This is a genomic window from Synechococcus sp. PCC 6312 (assembly GCF_000316685.1).
GTDB lineage: Bacteria > Cyanobacteriota > Cyanobacteriia > Thermosynechococcales > Thermosynechococcaceae > Pseudocalidococcus.
In genome coordinates, this window is record NC_019680.1 from 728,989 (window position 1) to 744,274 (window position 15,286).

A 15,286-nucleotide genomic window follows, 5' to 3' on the forward strand; every position below is an offset into this window, starting at 1 on the left:
GCCAAGTGAGTTGAATAACCGGTGCTGAATTGGGTGGAGAGCAAACGAATTAAGGGCCATTGGCTGGCCTGGGGCCTGGGCTTAGGTCTGGGTTTATCTATAATTTTGGGTTGGGTTGGCTCCGCCGGATGGGCCACAGGCACCAAAGCCCCCCCGTCCACCCCGCAACTGCAGCAATGGCGAGAAACCATCAAACAGTACCAAGTCGGCGTGAGTCAAAAAAAGGAAGAACTAGAACGGATTGAAACCGCCGCCCGCCAACGCCTCCAGGCCCTGCAAACCAGCATCCAGTTAACCGATGACCAAATCGCCACAGCCGAAGCCAACATTGCCACAGCCGTTGCCCAACTCCAGGATTTGGAAACCCAGCAAAAACAGACAGCTGCTAAGTACCAAGCCCAATTTGACATGACAGCCGTGCGCCTGCGCTTTTTACAACAACAACGCAGCCAAAATACCTGGGCTTTTCTCCTCGACAGTGGCAGCTTGAATCAATTTCTGACCCGGAGGCAGCGCTTAAAGCAGCTCTACCAGGCCGACCAACGCCAACTGATTACCCTCAAGGCCGAGCAAGAGCAAATTCAACGGCAACAACAACTGATTACCACCAAACAACAGCAGATTGCCTACCTAAAACGTCAATTGGAAGTCCAAAAAACCACCCTCACCACCCAGGCCAAGAGCCAAGATCAGATGGTGAATAAACTCAGCCAAGATCGACAAATCCTCGAAAACGCTGAAGCCCAACTCGATCAAGATGCTCAAACCCTGACCCTGCTGATCCAACAACGCCTCGGCTACGTGACCCCCCAACCTGGCCCGATTACTGGCACTGGGCGATTAAGTTATCCAATTCGGGCCCCGATTACAAGCACCTTTGGCTGGCGGATTCATCCAATTTTAGGCACCCAACGCTTTCACAATGGCCTGGACTTTGGCGCGCCCACCGGAACACCCATTCAAGCAGCAGAACGGGGACGGGTGATTTATGCCGGCTGGTATGGAGGTTATGGAAACGCGGTGATTGTGGATCATGGCAATGGCGCAACGACTCTCTATGCCCATGCGAGTCGCCTAGTGGTTGCAGAAGGGGATGTGGTGCAGCGGGGACAGGTGGTGGCCTTGGTGGGTTCCACGGGTTTGTCCACAGGCCCCCATTTACACTTTGAAGTGCGAATTAATGGTGAACCCCAGGATCCAAGTTATTACCTCTGAACCGGACAGTGATCCTAAACTCCATGTCTAAGGCTATGGTCTGTGGTGTAACATCATTAAGGCTGGGGTGGTTTTTACCGATGGCCGCACTGATCTGGCGTATTTAGGGTTTTTTAGGCTTGAAATGAATTGATGGAGACACAGAACCCCACTACGGCTTTGCCCCCACCCCTGGAATCCAGTCCCGTACCCCTACTGGCAAAATTACCTAATCCCCCCGGCCTGGAAACCTGTCCGCGCCGGGCCCGTTGGCAGTTGGACTTAATGCTAATGGCCCTTGAGTCGTTGGATTTAACGGCGGCAGAAACAATGCTGCAAATTGTTAAAGACTTAAACCTAACCGTCATGATTCCCAACCGGGTTGTGTTTTGGTTGTTGCGCTCGACCAATCCATTTCGGAACTTAGCCCAACGGCTGCCCATGCCCTTGGATGAAGGTAAGGTTCTGGCTATGATTGTTTGTGATTTAGCCCGCCGCCAAACTGCAAATCTGCGTCACCTTGTCTTTGTGATTCCCCAAATTAAACAACAAAACCTAGGTTATACGGACTATGCTCCCTTGGCTGAATATTTAGATCGGTTTCGCCGGAACTTTCGCAAACGGATGAACTTAAATCGCTCCAGTTTGTTGATCTATCGGGATACCGCCAAGTTGGATGAATTAGCCATCAAACTCTTGCCCCAGTTGTTGTTTTGTACGGGAACGGCTGGCCTGGAGCGGTTATGGTTTAGTTTGTTTGACGGGGAAATTGAGGCCTAGGAACTCGATTATGCTCAATCAACGCCACTATAGTTTGCCCAATTGTGTCATTACCCTGGAGGGGATGAGTAGCCAGGCCGGGAATAGTGTTCTGCTGGATTTGGTGACCTCTTGTCAAATTCAAATTATCGGGGAGTCGGAACCCCTCAGAGGCGGTCGGGAATTTTTAGAAGCCTTGCTCGCCGCGATCAATCCCGTGATTCAGACTTGGCTGAGTGGGGTTAAGCCCTTAAAACATTGGTTTCAGTTGCCGGATCAAAATCAAGTCACCAAAATCCATGTCCAGGCCCAAACCCCCGATGCCGACTCATTCTTAATTTTGATCCCCAAGCAACTCCTGGTTCCCACCATCACCGATACCACTACTCCGGATACCCCAGCCCCGGAGACTCAGGACTTTCTAGAGCTCAAACTGTCCACGGTGCAAATGTTTGATTTGGTAGAAGCGTTGGATCAACTCTGTCAGGACGAATTGACCTTGCCCAGCTTGCAGTTAGAACTTGCCTCTCTTCCCCGCCGGGATGTGGCCCCCACCATCACCCTAGCCGCACAAGCCACCCCCATTGGCCTGGGAGCCATTAGTTTAGCCATGGCTGCCACGATCTTCTTTTTTGTCCCTGTTCCCACTCCCCGCCAAGAATCCCCAATCAAACCGGCAACCTCTCCTGCTCCCACCGCTCCCCCTAGTCCCTAATTGATGCTCTTGAGTAAATTTTCCCCATCTCCGGCGTTCTCCCATCCCCTGAAAATTTGCCTGGGCTTTTCCCAAGGAACGATTCCTAGCCCAACTGAAGTCCAGCAAGTCCAGGCCCTATTCGAGCAAGGTACGTTTTGGGCCCAAGGGCGAGATTTGGCTGGACTGACCCAGGCGATTTTAGCCAGTGATGTTGTGGTAACGGCCTGGAATGGGGCAAAATTGATTGGCATGGCTCGGGCTCTGTCGGATCGGGTTTATCGAGCCACTGTTTGGGATGTCGTGGTCTTACCGCAGTATCGAGGGCAAGGATTAGGGAAACAACTGGTACAAACCCTTTTGGAAACGCCAGAATTAAAGAGGGTCGAACGGATTTATTTAATGACGACCCATCACCAGGCCTTTTATGAACGCTTTGGCTTTCAAACCAATTCCACAACCACAATGGTTCTGATTCAATCCACTAAATTATCCCATTGACGATCAGGCCCGTAGCTCTCTCTCAGCTAAAACTCAGATTAATGCTTTAAGCTGGCTCCTGAGTGTTACTTTAAACCCATGCTCCTACTCTTAAATGAGTAGACAAGTGTGAGTCAGGAGAAATTTATCTGGCAATACTGGTAACGGTTGATGATGAACAATAGATACTCATTTATTGGGGGGCAGCAGGGGCAGTGGAATGTTAGAAAAATCCGGGAAATTTCAGGTACAGGTTTGGCGGCAGTAGCCCGTATCCAGATTGCCAATGAGAGTGTTCGAGAATTACCCTCAGAGAGTGCTTGGATGCTCCAGAGTTTTGTCAGTAATATTCGCTATGCCAATCGTCAAGAATTAACCATGTTGCGAGCCATTCAGCCCCCTCTGAATCGGGTTGATGCCGTCTTTGCCGTGTTAATTCCCATTAAAAAGTCTGCCCAATGGTGGGGGATGGCCCAAGATGAGCGGCGGGCAATTTTTGAGGAGGTATCCCATCATACAGCCGTGGGTTTAGAGTATTTGCCAGGAGTGGCCCGACAACTACATCATTGTCGAGATTTAGGTGAACCCTTTGATTTTTTAACCTGGTTTGAATTTGCCCCGGAATACACCCAATCCTTTGAACAATTATTAGCCCGGATGCGCGCCACCAAGGAATGGGACTATGTAGAGCGGGAAGTTGAGGTACATTTGGAACGAAATAATATGGACTAGACTAGGTAGAAGCCATGCTACTGTGATTTAAAACTTTCCCAATGCCCATCTCATCTGAGCTTAAGCAAGTCATTCATTCGTTAGAGATTCCCAAAATTCACCGTCATCTATTTTTGTGTGCGGATCAGACCAAACCCCTCTGTTGCGACAAAGGCATTGGTTTACAGGCCTGGGATTATCTGAAAAAGCGATTAAAAGAATTAGGCCTGGATCAACCCTCAGAGCAACGGGATAACTGCATTTTTCGGACTAAAGCTAACTGTTTGCGGATTTGCCAGCGGGGGCCCATTCTCTTGGTGTATCCCGATGGGGTTTGGTATCACTCAGCAACTCCGGAGGTAATCGAAAGAATCATTCAGGAGCATCTTCTCGCTGGGGAGATTGTCCATGAGTATCTATTAACCATTCATCGGTTATGAGGCGTTATTCACCATGCCGTTTTTGATGCCATTTCCACGCGTGGGCGATAATATCTTCCAGGCCTGGGTATTTGGGATTCCAGCCTAACAATTTCCGGGCTTTTTCGGCACTACCCACCAACATTGGCGGATCTCCCTCGCGACGATCACAATGAATGGCTTTAATGGATTTACCTGTAACTTTTTCAGCCGTTTCAATCACTTCTTTGACCGAAAATCCGTTGCCATTGCCCAAATTAAAAACTTGACTTTCGTTATGCTCTAGCAGATATTCCAACCCTAAGACATGGGCTTCGGCTAAGTCATTGACATGAATATAGTCGCGAATACAAGTACCATCGGGCGTGTCGTAATCTGTGCCAAAGACCGAAATAGCCGTTCGTTTTCCTAAGGCCGTTTGCAGAACTAAGGGAATCAAATGGGTTTCTGGGTTATGATCTTCCCCTAATTCACCACTGGGGTCCGCTCCGGCAGCATTGAAGTAGCGAAAAATAATCGATTTTAACCCATAGGCCTGGTCAAAGTCCGCTAACATCTGTTCGACCATGAGCTTACTTTTGCCATAGGGATTGATCGGGGCCTGGGGGTGGGTTTCGGGAATGGGCAGTAGTTGGGGAACTCCATAGGTGGCACAAGTTGAAGAAAAGACCAAACGCTTTACCTCAGCTTTAACCATAGCTTCCAAAAGTGTTAGGGTTCCAGCCACATTATTCCGATAGTACTTAGCTGGATCCGTTACTGATTCTCCTACATAGGCATAGGCGGCAAAGTGAATCACAGCATCAATAGAATAATTAGCAAATATCTGATCTAGAAACGTTCTATCGTTACAATCACCAATAATAAGTTTGGTTTTAAGAACTTGATCGACTAAGTTTTGATGTCCGTAAACAAGATTATCAAGAATAATTACTGTATATTTATTTTTTATCAAAAAATTAACAGTATGGGAACCAATATAACCTGCACCGCCGGAAACTAATATCGTTAATTTATCTTTCATAAATTAGTCCATCGACTTTTCTTGTTTAACTCTAAGATTTTCACATCGACCAGAAATCTAAACCAAAATGCCTGCAAAACAGAGTGGATCAAGCCTATCCTACCATCCAGGAAGCCAAGCTTTATAAAATAACTATATACAAAAAATAAAAAAGGTCGAAGTAATAAAGGTAAGCGATACCATACTTTATTTTTCAGCCATCTTTTCTGCATTCTAGAATCTCCCCAAAGTTTAGCCTGGAGGGTAGAATCATTTGACTGATGTTTAGTACGGTTAAATATTTCTCGAGCTTCTAAGCTAGACCAACGATTGTGAGTTGCCGTCCAACGCTCTAAAGAAGTCAGTTGTAAATCTAGCAACCAACCAGATAAGTGCTTGATTGAGCCATTAACAATAAAGTGTTGATCGTAAAGCCGATTCTCACATTTACCTTTTCCAGCTTTAAATAACCTTAAATGCCAGTTTGGATGTAGATGGCCATATCTAATCGGCTGCCCTAAAAAGTGTGGCAATCTTCGGAATAAATAGCCGTCAAAGTCCTGAGATTTATCGCTAAATTCTTTTTGAATGCTGATCACTAATTGTTCTGATATAATTTCGTCACTATCTAGGTGTAAAACCCATTGATTATCTTCCAGGTTAGCATAACTTTGAGCCCAATTTCTCTGTTGAGCATAATTTTCAAATTCATGTTGAACAATTTGGCAATTATAGGCCTGAGCAATATCCAGTGTTTTATCAGTACTAAATGAATCAACAATTAGAAAATCAGAAGATATTTGCAAACATGAATCAAGAACCTGAGCAATAGAATCTTCAGAATTGAATGTTAAGATAATAACTTTGAGGTGTAATTGAGTCATCTCTTTATTATTCATAATTTAATTTATATATTTAGACTAGGTTAATACTCTCGAATAATTCTTTTTTTCAACGATTTACATGGATTGCCAGCACAAACTATCCAGTCCGGGACATCTTTGGTAACAACGGATCTGGCTCCAACAACTGCCCCCTCACCAATCGTAACGCCCGGACAAATAAAACTTTGTGCACACACCCAGGCCTGGTCTCCAACATAAATTGGCTTGGCATAAAGTTGAAAATTGCGACTTTCATAGTCATGAGAACCACTACATAAATAAGTTCCCTGCGAAATAACAACTCTTTTTCCTAGGTGGATAGTAGCCATTGAGTAGCAGATAACATCATCAGCCATACCAGAGTAGTCTTCCATAACTAAGTTCCAAGGGGCCCAAACCTTAGCGCTGGGATAAACATGGCAATGCTTACCAATTTTGGCTCCAAATAGACGGAGTAATTGCGATCTCCATTCGTGTAAAGGTCGCGGTGAAAACCGAAATAATAGCTGGTAAAATATATTCCAAATTAATCGAAGTAGCCGATTTCTAAGTGAAAAGCTAGGTTGTGTATAAGGATCATTACTTGTAAGCGTATCACTCATATATAGTTATGCTGAAATTCAATTCATTCACTTATTCTAGGTTAAGTACTTAAAAAGTACAAAAATTATAATTTTTATAAAATTCTATTTCAACTCAAGATTTTAATCTCAGCCTCAGTTTGTCTAATCTAATTGTCCAAACTTTAGGGTTTTCTTAAATATTTTTAAGGATTTTAAATCTCAGTATTCAATTGTGTTTTAGCCTTGGACATCACAATTTATTGGAGCATTGTATTATGGTTCAAGAAGACAGGACTGGATGGTTTTTAGAAATGATTCTGTGGCCTGGTGAATTTCAAACCGAGATATAAAACAGGCCTGGGCATTTTGACACATTTGTAATTTCTGCTCATTAGGAAGATTAATCCATCGAGATAAAAGCTCTATAGTGCCTGCTAATGTATCTGGAGCAACAAACCCGGCTTGGTCTGCTTCAATTTCTTGCCAGATGTTAATTTGATCCGAAATTAATACAGGTAACTGACAGGCTAAAGCCTCTACAACAGCTAGACCAAAGTTTTCTTGGTGGGAAGGTAAACAAAAAACTTCGGCGCTTTGAAATGCTCCCCACTTTAAATCTCCCTCTAACATTCCCGTCCAAGTGATGCGACCTGCAATGCCCAAACTTTTAGCTAGCTCCTCTAACTGAGATTGCCATCCTGTTTGGTTGGGGCCAGCCATTACTAAATGTAATCTCTCATCGTGTTCACAAATTCTAGCAAAGGCCTGGATGAGTAAATCACAGCCTTTTTTAATATGAATCCGGCTTAAGAAAAGGACTAATCTTTTATGGAGTAAATGAGGGAATTTTTGAAAAAATAAATGTGATTGAAGAATTGATTCTTTCCTGGGAGCAGCAGTACCATAGGCGACAACTTTCTCTCGGCATTGATAAAGCCAAAATGATTGTCGAGCGAGATTTTTTTCGGCTTCAGATGTAAAAAAGACAGCCTTGGCATCTCGTAGAACTTGATAGTCTCCCCAGGGCCAGTACAGCCATTTTTTCAGATGTTTTAATGGATAGGTGCGCTTAAACCAAGGATCTAGCATTCCATGAGTAAACACAAAATAAGGAACCGAACTACGATGCAAAGCCAGCCAAGTTCCAAAACTATTGAACTGCCAAATGCCATTGACAATTACACAATCGTAATTCACCGCATTCCTTTTTAACCAAGGAACCAGTCTAGGACTATATCCATAACCAGTTAGGCCTGGGCCAAGAGGATAAACCTTCAGCGGGAAGTTGACTAAAAAGTCTCCATTAGGTGCATCTAAACTGACAATTTCGATAAGATGTCCCCACTGCTTAAGGACAAAACTACGAGCAATAACTCCGGAAATTGGACCGCCACCTTTGGGGTTAACTGAGCGAATACAGTGAAGGATTTTCATGTTGTTTTGTAAACAAACGTAATCATACTGTCTGCAACTTTTTATTGAGTTGTTTACTTAAACTTGATCATCAATAATTTTTTGATACAGTTCCAGATATTCATTTATCATTCTTTTTGTAGTAAATTTTTTTGTATTTTCATACCCTTCCCTAATCATTTGTTCTCGAGTTTGTTGATTATGTATTGCTTTTTCAAGTAATCGCGCCAACTCATTCTCATTCTCAGCAGGTGCTGTCAATGTTCCGCAAGCAGCAACTTCTGCTAGGGAACCATTATTACTACACACAACCGGACATCCGCAAGCCTGAGCTTCAATCACTGGCCAACCGAAGCCTTCATCAAGAGATGGAAATAATAGGGCCTGGGCGGCTGAATATAAGGCTTCAAGTTGTTCATTGGTGGGTTTGATACATTCAATTACTTTTTCTTTTAGTTCCAATTCATGAATATATTGCTTTAAAGAGTTTGATAATGGCTTGCCTGCTAACACCAGTTTAACTTGAGACGCTGGATTCTGTTTAAGGTAAAGAGAATAAATTCGGAGCAAGCCTGGGCGATTTTTATACCACTTCTCATCACCAATATGAAGAATAAAAGGGAATAGGGTTAAGTAAGATAGTTCACTTAATCGATATTGAATATTTTCTTTTTCAATCTTATGATAATCAAAGTTCTGTCCAGAGTAAATTACCTGTGTTTGAAAATAATTTAATTTGACTATCGATATCAAGGCTTGTCGGGTTGCTTCAGAGACACAAACAGCAAACTTTACTTGTGATAAAGCATTGACAATCAAATCCTGAAATATACGACCACTTCTTAATGTAGGATTCTCCGGAACTAGACCTAATGCAGAACGTATAGCTAATAAGTCATGACATGTTACTAAGTGCTTTTTATGTTTGATATACGGGATAAGCATGGCATTTCCATGATCGCAAAGATGAATAATATCTGCCTTTATATAAAATAGTTTTAGTGAGAATAGAAAAAATTTATCAATGTATCCTAACCATTTACCTAAACCTTGATGAGGCTTACCAAAACGACCCAAAATTATTGGTGGATGAATAAGTTTAACATCATGACCAATATCCTGATAATTTTTGTAGAGTAAGCGAGCAAAACGTAACATACTCTCTTGTCCGTCAGGGATATAGTTACTAATGAGGACAATTTTCATGCTAGTGTTCTACACATAAATTGATAATTACAGAACTGAATCTACCATGCGTTTTGCAATTTCCTTGAGAGGTGTTTGGGCCTGCCAATTGAGTTTTGCGGCTGCTTTGGCTGGGTTACCACAGCTGTAGGCAATATCTGTTGGACGAAATAGATCAGGGTCACTGATCACATGCTCTTGCCAATCCAGATTCAAGTACTCAAAAACATAGGTAATAAATTGTTCCAATGAGTGACTCTTTCCAGTAGCAATCACATAATCTTCTGGTTCAGCTTGCTGTAGCATTTTGTACATAGCCTGGACATATTCAGGTGCCCACCCCCAATCACGCACAATCTTTAGGTTACCTAATCTTAGTTTTCCTGATGTTCCACGAGTAATATCGCAAGCAGACTGAACAATTTTCTGCGTGACAAATCGCTTGGGGCGAAGGGGTGACTCGTGATTAAATAAAATCCCTGAACAAGCATAAAGATGATAAGCCTCACGATAATTTGCAACCTGCCAAAATGCAGCAGACTTAGCTACAGCATAGGGGCTGCGAGGCCGAAAGGGGGTTATTTCATTTGCAGGGAATTGATCAGTATCTCCAAAACATTCACTAGAACCTGCATTGTAGAGCTTGATTTCTGGGTTAAAAAAGCGAATAGCCTCCAATAAATTAAGAGTTCCCAAGGAAATACTCTCCATTGTCTCTACAGGTTGCTCAAAAGACAAGCCAACTGATGTTTGTCCAGCTAGGTTGTAGATTTCATCAGGCTGTACCCGACTCAAAACTTGTAAAACACTTCTAAAGTCATTCAGTGACATAGAGTATAAACAAACTTTATCTTTTATGCCCAACTTAACCAGATTACCAAGTGTGCTAATTTGAGCATCACGAGAGGTTCCAAAAACTTTATAACCTTTATTTAATAAAAGTTGAGCTAGATATGATCCATCTTGACCAGCTATTCCACAGACTAAAGCATGTTTCATAAGGTCTTAGAATCAACCTGTATAGCTCTGAGTTCATCATACCTTTCCTCATTCATATTGTTTAGAGCAGCTAGGCATAATCCCCCCCCTAAAGCCACAAATCCTAGGGTTGTTGGTTGACCAATCTGCCCATTGAGAATGCCAGGTGCAGCAAATAAAAAGAGTAAAAGCGGCAAGGAATTACCAATTGCACTAGCTTTAAGAGACAACCAAGCCATATTCAAAAGAATTAGGACCCTTAAGAGAATGAACACAAAGCCAAAGTAGATGCCAGATTCTAAAACCACCCTGGACCACTCTCCTTCTGCCAATAAGAAAGTTGCCTCACCTGTTAAAAAAATAGAGGCAAAATTAGTTCCCATCCCCATTCCATATCCCAACAAAGGCACCAAGTCAATTACATCAAATACGCCTAGGAAGTCCTCGGCGATTCGTGAAGGTAAATCAGCACCAGGATCTGCATTATAAGAGCGCGAGACATTTTCTAACCGTTGGCTAAAGATATCTAAACCTTCCGAAAAAGCTGGAATGTAGCTTAGGAAAAAAAGACTAGCAAAAGCAGAAATAAAAATCATTGGAATTCGCTTACCTGATGCCGGGTTTAGTATAAACTGGATTGGTAACGCCATAAAAACAAGTAAACAACCAATGACTGAGGTACGACTTGTTGATACGCCCAGTGCTAAGGGAATAGATATCACAGCACAAAGAAGTAACCATTTAGAGTAAATTTTAGATGTGAGAAGGCCCCAAAGCATAAAAGATGTTGCAAAAGCCAAAAACTGAGCCGCACCCGAAATAAAAGAAAACAGGCCCGGGGGTCTAATTCTGTTACCTACTCCAACTATTTGTCCAACTTCATCCCCCATTGTCCCTGCATTAATAAAGGCTGTGGATGGTGAGGAAAATTGCATTATCATGATGATTGCCATAGCAGGTGACAGTAGTAAAACCCATTTGCCCATTTTCTTGACATCAGATATTGTGAAGATTGTAGGAATTATGTAAATTAATGGTAAATGCAAAAAGTAAGCCCGCCAACCAAAAATTGTGATGAACAAGTTAGCTTCAGGATTTGTAAGGAGCTGTAAAAGACCAAGGATAATGAATAGAAAACCAAGAAATAGAATCAAATTCATTATAAATCGTTTGGGAAAGCAGCCAGTACGCATAGCCGAGAAATAAATTGCTAGCACCACAGGATCTCGAATAATTAATAAAGGCCCAGAAAGACCTGGAAAAATCCACTTGCGGATTGCGCCTTCAAAAATTAGCAGCCAAAAATATAACCAAATTGCCAGCTTAACAAACTTTAAATTTTTATTTAGAGAATTCATGGATGCTAACTTATTAATGTCAACTACATGGCAGAAAGGACTAAGCTAACTATCTTTTTAGAATACTTTTCCCACGTTAAGACTTTCGCTTTATTAAACGCAGCATAGCTCATTTTAGGTATTTTATCGCGATTGTCAGCGAACCAGGCCAACTTTTCGGCAATACTCTCCGGTGAACGGATTGGGACTAAAAAACCTGTAACGCCGTTTTCAACCAGATCATCGGCTCCAGCATTATAAGTTGTAATCAACGGAAGACCAGAGCTCATTGCTTCTTGTTGAACTAGGGCACGACCTTCGACAATGGAGGGAAACAGAAAAACATCACAACTACGCATAAGTTTTAAGACTTCAGAGTGAGGACGAGGAGAAAAATATTGAAAATTTGGAAACTCTTCTTTGTAAAATTCCATTGGAACAATAGGAGAGCCTAAGACTAATAATTCTATGTCATAACGTTTGAGGAGCCTAAACGCAGCAAATATATCGGCTAACCCCTTGCGTTGAGTCATTGAGCCGACAAAGAGAACTCTTAAAGGCACATCTTTGTCTAAACATTGAAAATCGCGTTGCAATAGATCAAGTTGAGGGGAACCAAATTCAGAGACAATAACTTTTTGAGGGTTAACAATATCTTGTGGCAGAGAATCTCTGACAAATTTACTGGGACAAATTACATAGTTAGCTAATTGTAGCTCTTGGGTTTTACGTTCTAACTTGGCCGGAGAATTATGAGTCCCGATTAATGTAGGCTCCCATTGTGGATATCGAGCTGCTTCTTCTTGCAACAATTTTAGGCTGGTTTCCCAGTAGGCAATGGGTAGATCATAAAAACAGGTTATCCCTTTTTGTTTCGCAGTCTTAAACGTTTGTAACGCACCATCTTCATAACAATAAACAGCTTGAATGGAGCCTACTTTTGTATCTTGGGATAGATATTCACTAATACTCTGATCTAGATCCTGGTATACGGCATCAATGCAGGCAAAACCTGTTTCATGTTTGATTAAGAACTGTGCCCCAAGTTTTGGAGCTATCAACCTAATTATTTCTCGAAACGGCCTAGTATGAATGTGATGAGGTGTAATACCAAAGTTTCTTCTTAATAATTCACTCCTTACGAAAGATGGTAAAAAAGATAATAAGAATGATTGCTCATTTACACTCAGCGTCGTAAAAAATAAAAAATCAAGATTCTCGGACTCCAGTTTTTTTAGCAGAGACTTAGAGAATGTGTTACCGGTAGGATGAGAAATAATAAACATTAGTTTTTAATAAGTGAGTTAATCAGAACGTCAAGATATCGTTGAGCAACATAACTTGATGAATGCTGTTTGAGATGTTCTTCCCTGTAGATTTTAAAGCTTTGAAGGTATTTATTATCAGATAGCAAGCTAATTAGGATATTGGAGAGAGCCGCAACATTACCATTAGGAAAAGTTAACCCACAAGGACCAATTGCATCCTTCAATCCGCCTCTTTCAGAACCGACGATAACACAGCCACAGGCTATGCCTTCGAGGGCTACGATTCCAAATGGCTCTGCCCACTTTGATGGTACTACCATTATCTTAAATTGATTAAGTAAATTAATTAGAGCTTCACCAGATTTAGCACCTTCGAAGGTTATATATTCTTGTAAGTTTAGATCTCTAGCCTGTGATTCTAAAATAGAGCGTTCGCTCCCGTCTCCAATAATAGATAAATGAGCTTTTATATCATAATCATGAACTAGCTTAAGGGCAGAAATTAGTGTATCAACCCCTTTATCACTAACAAGGCGCCCCAGAAAAACCAAATCCTTAGTTCGTTCATTACACTCTCCAATCACTCTAAATAGCTTGTTATTGTAGGGGTTACCAATGATGACAGAGGGAACTTTTATACTGTCAGCAACAGATTTTGAAATTGAAATAACATTTGAGAATCTTAAACAAGTAAGTTTAATTTTATCGATCAATCGAACTCGACCATCTGATCTCTGAATCCAAGTACGTACGGCTATCACGCAAGGTTTTTGATAAAAAAAGTTGGGGTAGAGGTACTGAAGAGATATATTATTTTGAAAAAAAACATCACACCACTTAAGACAATTAAGCATTCTTTTTAAGTTTGGCCTACGAATTACTTGGAAGTCAAACTTCTTAGAGCAATTTGTTCCCGACTCTAATGTATGCGTAACTAGAATCACTTCATGTCCAAAAGCAACAAAATTTGTAGCTAATAGTTCAGATATTGCTTCGATACCTCCAATATTTGGAAAGAAAGTATATGAAACAAGTAGTATTTTCATAAGCAACTGTTAATCATCATTATTCAAAACTGTTTCAATTAAGTGAAGAACTTTCTAACTTGTCTAGATATTTTAAAATTTAAAGAATTAGCACAAATAAATATGAACACAATTCGAATTTATTTAAATAAATTCATGAGTAACGTAAATTTTTTCTTCACTGCTTAGTCCCTAATTATATCAGAAAATACTTTTGTTTGCTTCTCTAAAGTATGAGATTGATACCACTCAAAAACTTGATTTGAAATTTTCTGAAGTTCATGCAAATTTTTAAAGTTACTAGATGGAGTTAAGTAATGAGTCCCATGCTCAATATTATCTTCAACTTGTTGATGATTTGTTGCTAGTATTGGAACAACACCATGAGAGCAGTATGCTGCAAACACGGTTGATTTTGCTAAGAAATTACTTGGATAACTTAAAAAAGCAGCGATTGAGTTGGTTAGGTAATTGCATATAGTATTACATTCTTGTTTTCCAATACACATTACATCAACGGTTATATTATCATAACTAACTCCACTTATTGGTTCGCCAATATCTATAATCTTAGTTATATTGAGATTGTCACAAACAGAGTTTAATTGATTCACAAAATTTGTGTATATTGAATATTTTTTACTCCTTCCGCCAAATATTATTAAATGTCTGTCCCTTTCAGTAAGGGGTTTATTATGAGTAGCTTCGCCTACATTTGAAAATACAGGCAGTAACAATGTTTGGAGTTCCCTATTATTTCTTAGTTTGTGGAGTAGTTCTGCATAATAACTCTTACTTGTTATAGAAGTTTGACTAATAGATAGGATACTCTTACACAGATTTTTTTGAATATTATGTAGCCAAAAGGCGCTACTTTGAATTGAACCTGAAGCATAAAGCTCATGAAACATGGTAATTAGCTTACCGTTTTCTTGTTTTTTCCATTTTTCCAGGCCACGCACTAACCAAAAAGGACATCCTCGTTTTGCGTATCCATAGCCCACATAGTGTAAGATAATGACCTCATGACCTTTGATCAGTTCCACTAGAGCATCAGCTTTCCGAGATTGAACGGGTGTTGCTTTGAAGTTTTCGACATATCCAGGTTTGTCAGCGTTTTTCCAGCTTGGATTGCCGACAGCAAATTCCGTGAGGATATTATAATCGTTATACAGCGGTCTAGCAAGATTTAGAGCGTAATCACCAAGACCATTAACTGATGGTGGTAAATCAGGAATTATTTGTAATAATCTGACCAAAATAATACCTGGACAAATAAGTAATACTGACAAATCACATTAAAAAATAACAATTCCATCTTAGCTTGAAAATAAATTATTCTTGCAATAAATAGTTAATTAAGGAGTTCTTCA

Annotated in this window: 16 protein-coding genes; 6 read left to right on the plus strand and 10 right to left on the minus strand. The window is 41.0% G+C overall.

Annotation, left to right across the window (positions count from 1 at the left end):
- Positions 1–21: 21 nt before the first annotated feature.
- From SYN6312_RS03505 to SYN6312_RS03530, 6 genes are all read left to right on the plus strand, one after another.
- Positions 22–1,215, plus strand: a complete 1,194-nt coding sequence (locus SYN6312_RS03505) for a murein hydrolase activator EnvC (RefSeq protein WP_015123487.1) — start codon at positions 22–24, stop codon at positions 1,213–1,215.
- Positions 1,216–1,347: 132 nt separating this feature from the next.
- Complete coding sequence (locus tag SYN6312_RS03510) at positions 1,348–1,974, plus strand: DUF3038 domain-containing protein (protein ID WP_015123488.1); 627 nt, start codon at positions 1,348–1,350, stop codon at positions 1,972–1,974.
- A 10-nt stretch (positions 1,975–1,984) separates the two neighbouring features.
- Positions 1,985–2,668: a DUF4335 domain-containing protein gene (locus SYN6312_RS03515; protein ID WP_015123489.1), complete on the plus strand. Its 684-nt coding sequence runs from the start codon at positions 1,985–1,987 to the stop codon at positions 2,666–2,668.
- 3 nt (positions 2,669–2,671) lie between these two features.
- Positions 2,672–3,148 carry a GNAT family N-acetyltransferase gene (locus SYN6312_RS03520; RefSeq protein ID WP_015123490.1) on the plus strand — a complete coding sequence of 159 codons (477 nt, stop codon included), beginning with the start codon at positions 2,672–2,674 and terminating at the stop codon, positions 3,146–3,148.
- A gap of 150 nt (positions 3,149–3,298) precedes the next feature.
- Positions 3,299–3,859 (plus strand): chlorite dismutase family protein, encoded by a 561-nt coding sequence (locus tag SYN6312_RS03525; protein WP_253276412.1) that lies wholly within the window; start codon positions 3,299–3,301, stop codon positions 3,857–3,859.
- A gap of 41 nt (positions 3,860–3,900) precedes the next feature.
- Positions 3,901–4,278, plus strand: coding sequence for a ferredoxin (locus tag SYN6312_RS03530; protein ID WP_015123492.1), 378 nt, complete (start codon positions 3,901–3,903; stop codon positions 4,276–4,278).
- Positions 4,279–4,282: 4 nt separating this feature from the next.
- Here the strand turns inward: SYN6312_RS03530 and galE are convergent, their stop codons facing one another.
- The 10 genes from galE to SYN6312_RS03580 all read right to left on the minus strand — a co-directional run bounded on the left by galE (position 4,283) and on the right by SYN6312_RS03580 (position 15,172).
- Positions 4,283–5,281, minus strand: a complete 999-nt coding sequence (galE, locus tag SYN6312_RS03535; RefSeq protein WP_015123493.1) for a UDP-glucose 4-epimerase GalE — start codon at positions 5,279–5,281, stop codon at positions 4,283–4,285.
- Entirely contained in the window at positions 5,278–6,159 is an 882-nt protein-coding gene (locus SYN6312_RS03540; protein ID WP_015123494.1) for a glycosyltransferase family 2 protein, read from the minus strand. The genes galE and SYN6312_RS03540 overlap by 4 nt, the downstream gene beginning before the upstream one ends.
- 26 nt (positions 6,160–6,185) lie before the next feature.
- Complete coding sequence (locus tag SYN6312_RS03545) at positions 6,186–6,746, minus strand: WcaF family extracellular polysaccharide biosynthesis acetyltransferase (RefSeq protein WP_015123495.1); 561 nt, start codon at positions 6,744–6,746, stop codon at positions 6,186–6,188.
- 234 nt (positions 6,747–6,980) lie between these two features.
- Entirely contained in the window at positions 6,981–8,141 is a 1,161-nt protein-coding gene (locus SYN6312_RS03550; protein ID WP_015123496.1) for a glycosyltransferase, read from the minus strand.
- A gap of 57 nt (positions 8,142–8,198) precedes the next feature.
- The gene (locus tag SYN6312_RS03555; RefSeq protein ID WP_015123497.1) at positions 8,199–9,326 is read right to left on the minus strand and encodes a glycosyltransferase family 1 protein; all 1,128 of its coding nucleotides are present in this window, start codon (positions 9,324–9,326) and stop codon (positions 8,199–8,201) included.
- Positions 9,327–9,353: 27 nt separating this feature from the next.
- Complete coding sequence (locus SYN6312_RS03560; RefSeq protein WP_015123498.1) at positions 9,354–10,304, minus strand: GDP-mannose 4,6-dehydratase; 951 nt, start codon at positions 10,302–10,304, stop codon at positions 9,354–9,356.
- A complete protein-coding gene (locus tag SYN6312_RS03565; protein WP_015123499.1) occupies positions 10,301–11,641 on the minus strand; it encodes a hypothetical protein in 1,341 nt (446 codons plus the stop codon). Before SYN6312_RS03565 ends, SYN6312_RS03560 begins: the two co-directional genes overlap by 4 nt.
- 23 nt (positions 11,642–11,664) lie before the next feature.
- Positions 11,665–12,906 carry a glycosyltransferase family 4 protein gene (locus tag SYN6312_RS03570; RefSeq protein ID WP_015123500.1) on the minus strand — a complete coding sequence of 414 codons (1,242 nt, stop codon included), beginning with the start codon at positions 12,904–12,906 and terminating at the stop codon, positions 11,665–11,667.
- Entirely contained in the window at positions 12,906–13,934 is a 1,029-nt protein-coding gene (locus tag SYN6312_RS03575) for a glycosyltransferase family 4 protein (protein ID WP_015123501.1), read from the minus strand. The genes SYN6312_RS03570 and SYN6312_RS03575 overlap by 1 nt, the downstream gene beginning before the upstream one ends.
- Before the next feature lie 164 nt (positions 13,935–14,098).
- Complete coding sequence (locus SYN6312_RS03580) at positions 14,099–15,172, minus strand: hypothetical protein (protein WP_015123502.1); 1,074 nt, start codon at positions 15,170–15,172, stop codon at positions 14,099–14,101.
- Between the last annotated feature and the right edge of the window lie 114 nt (positions 15,173–15,286).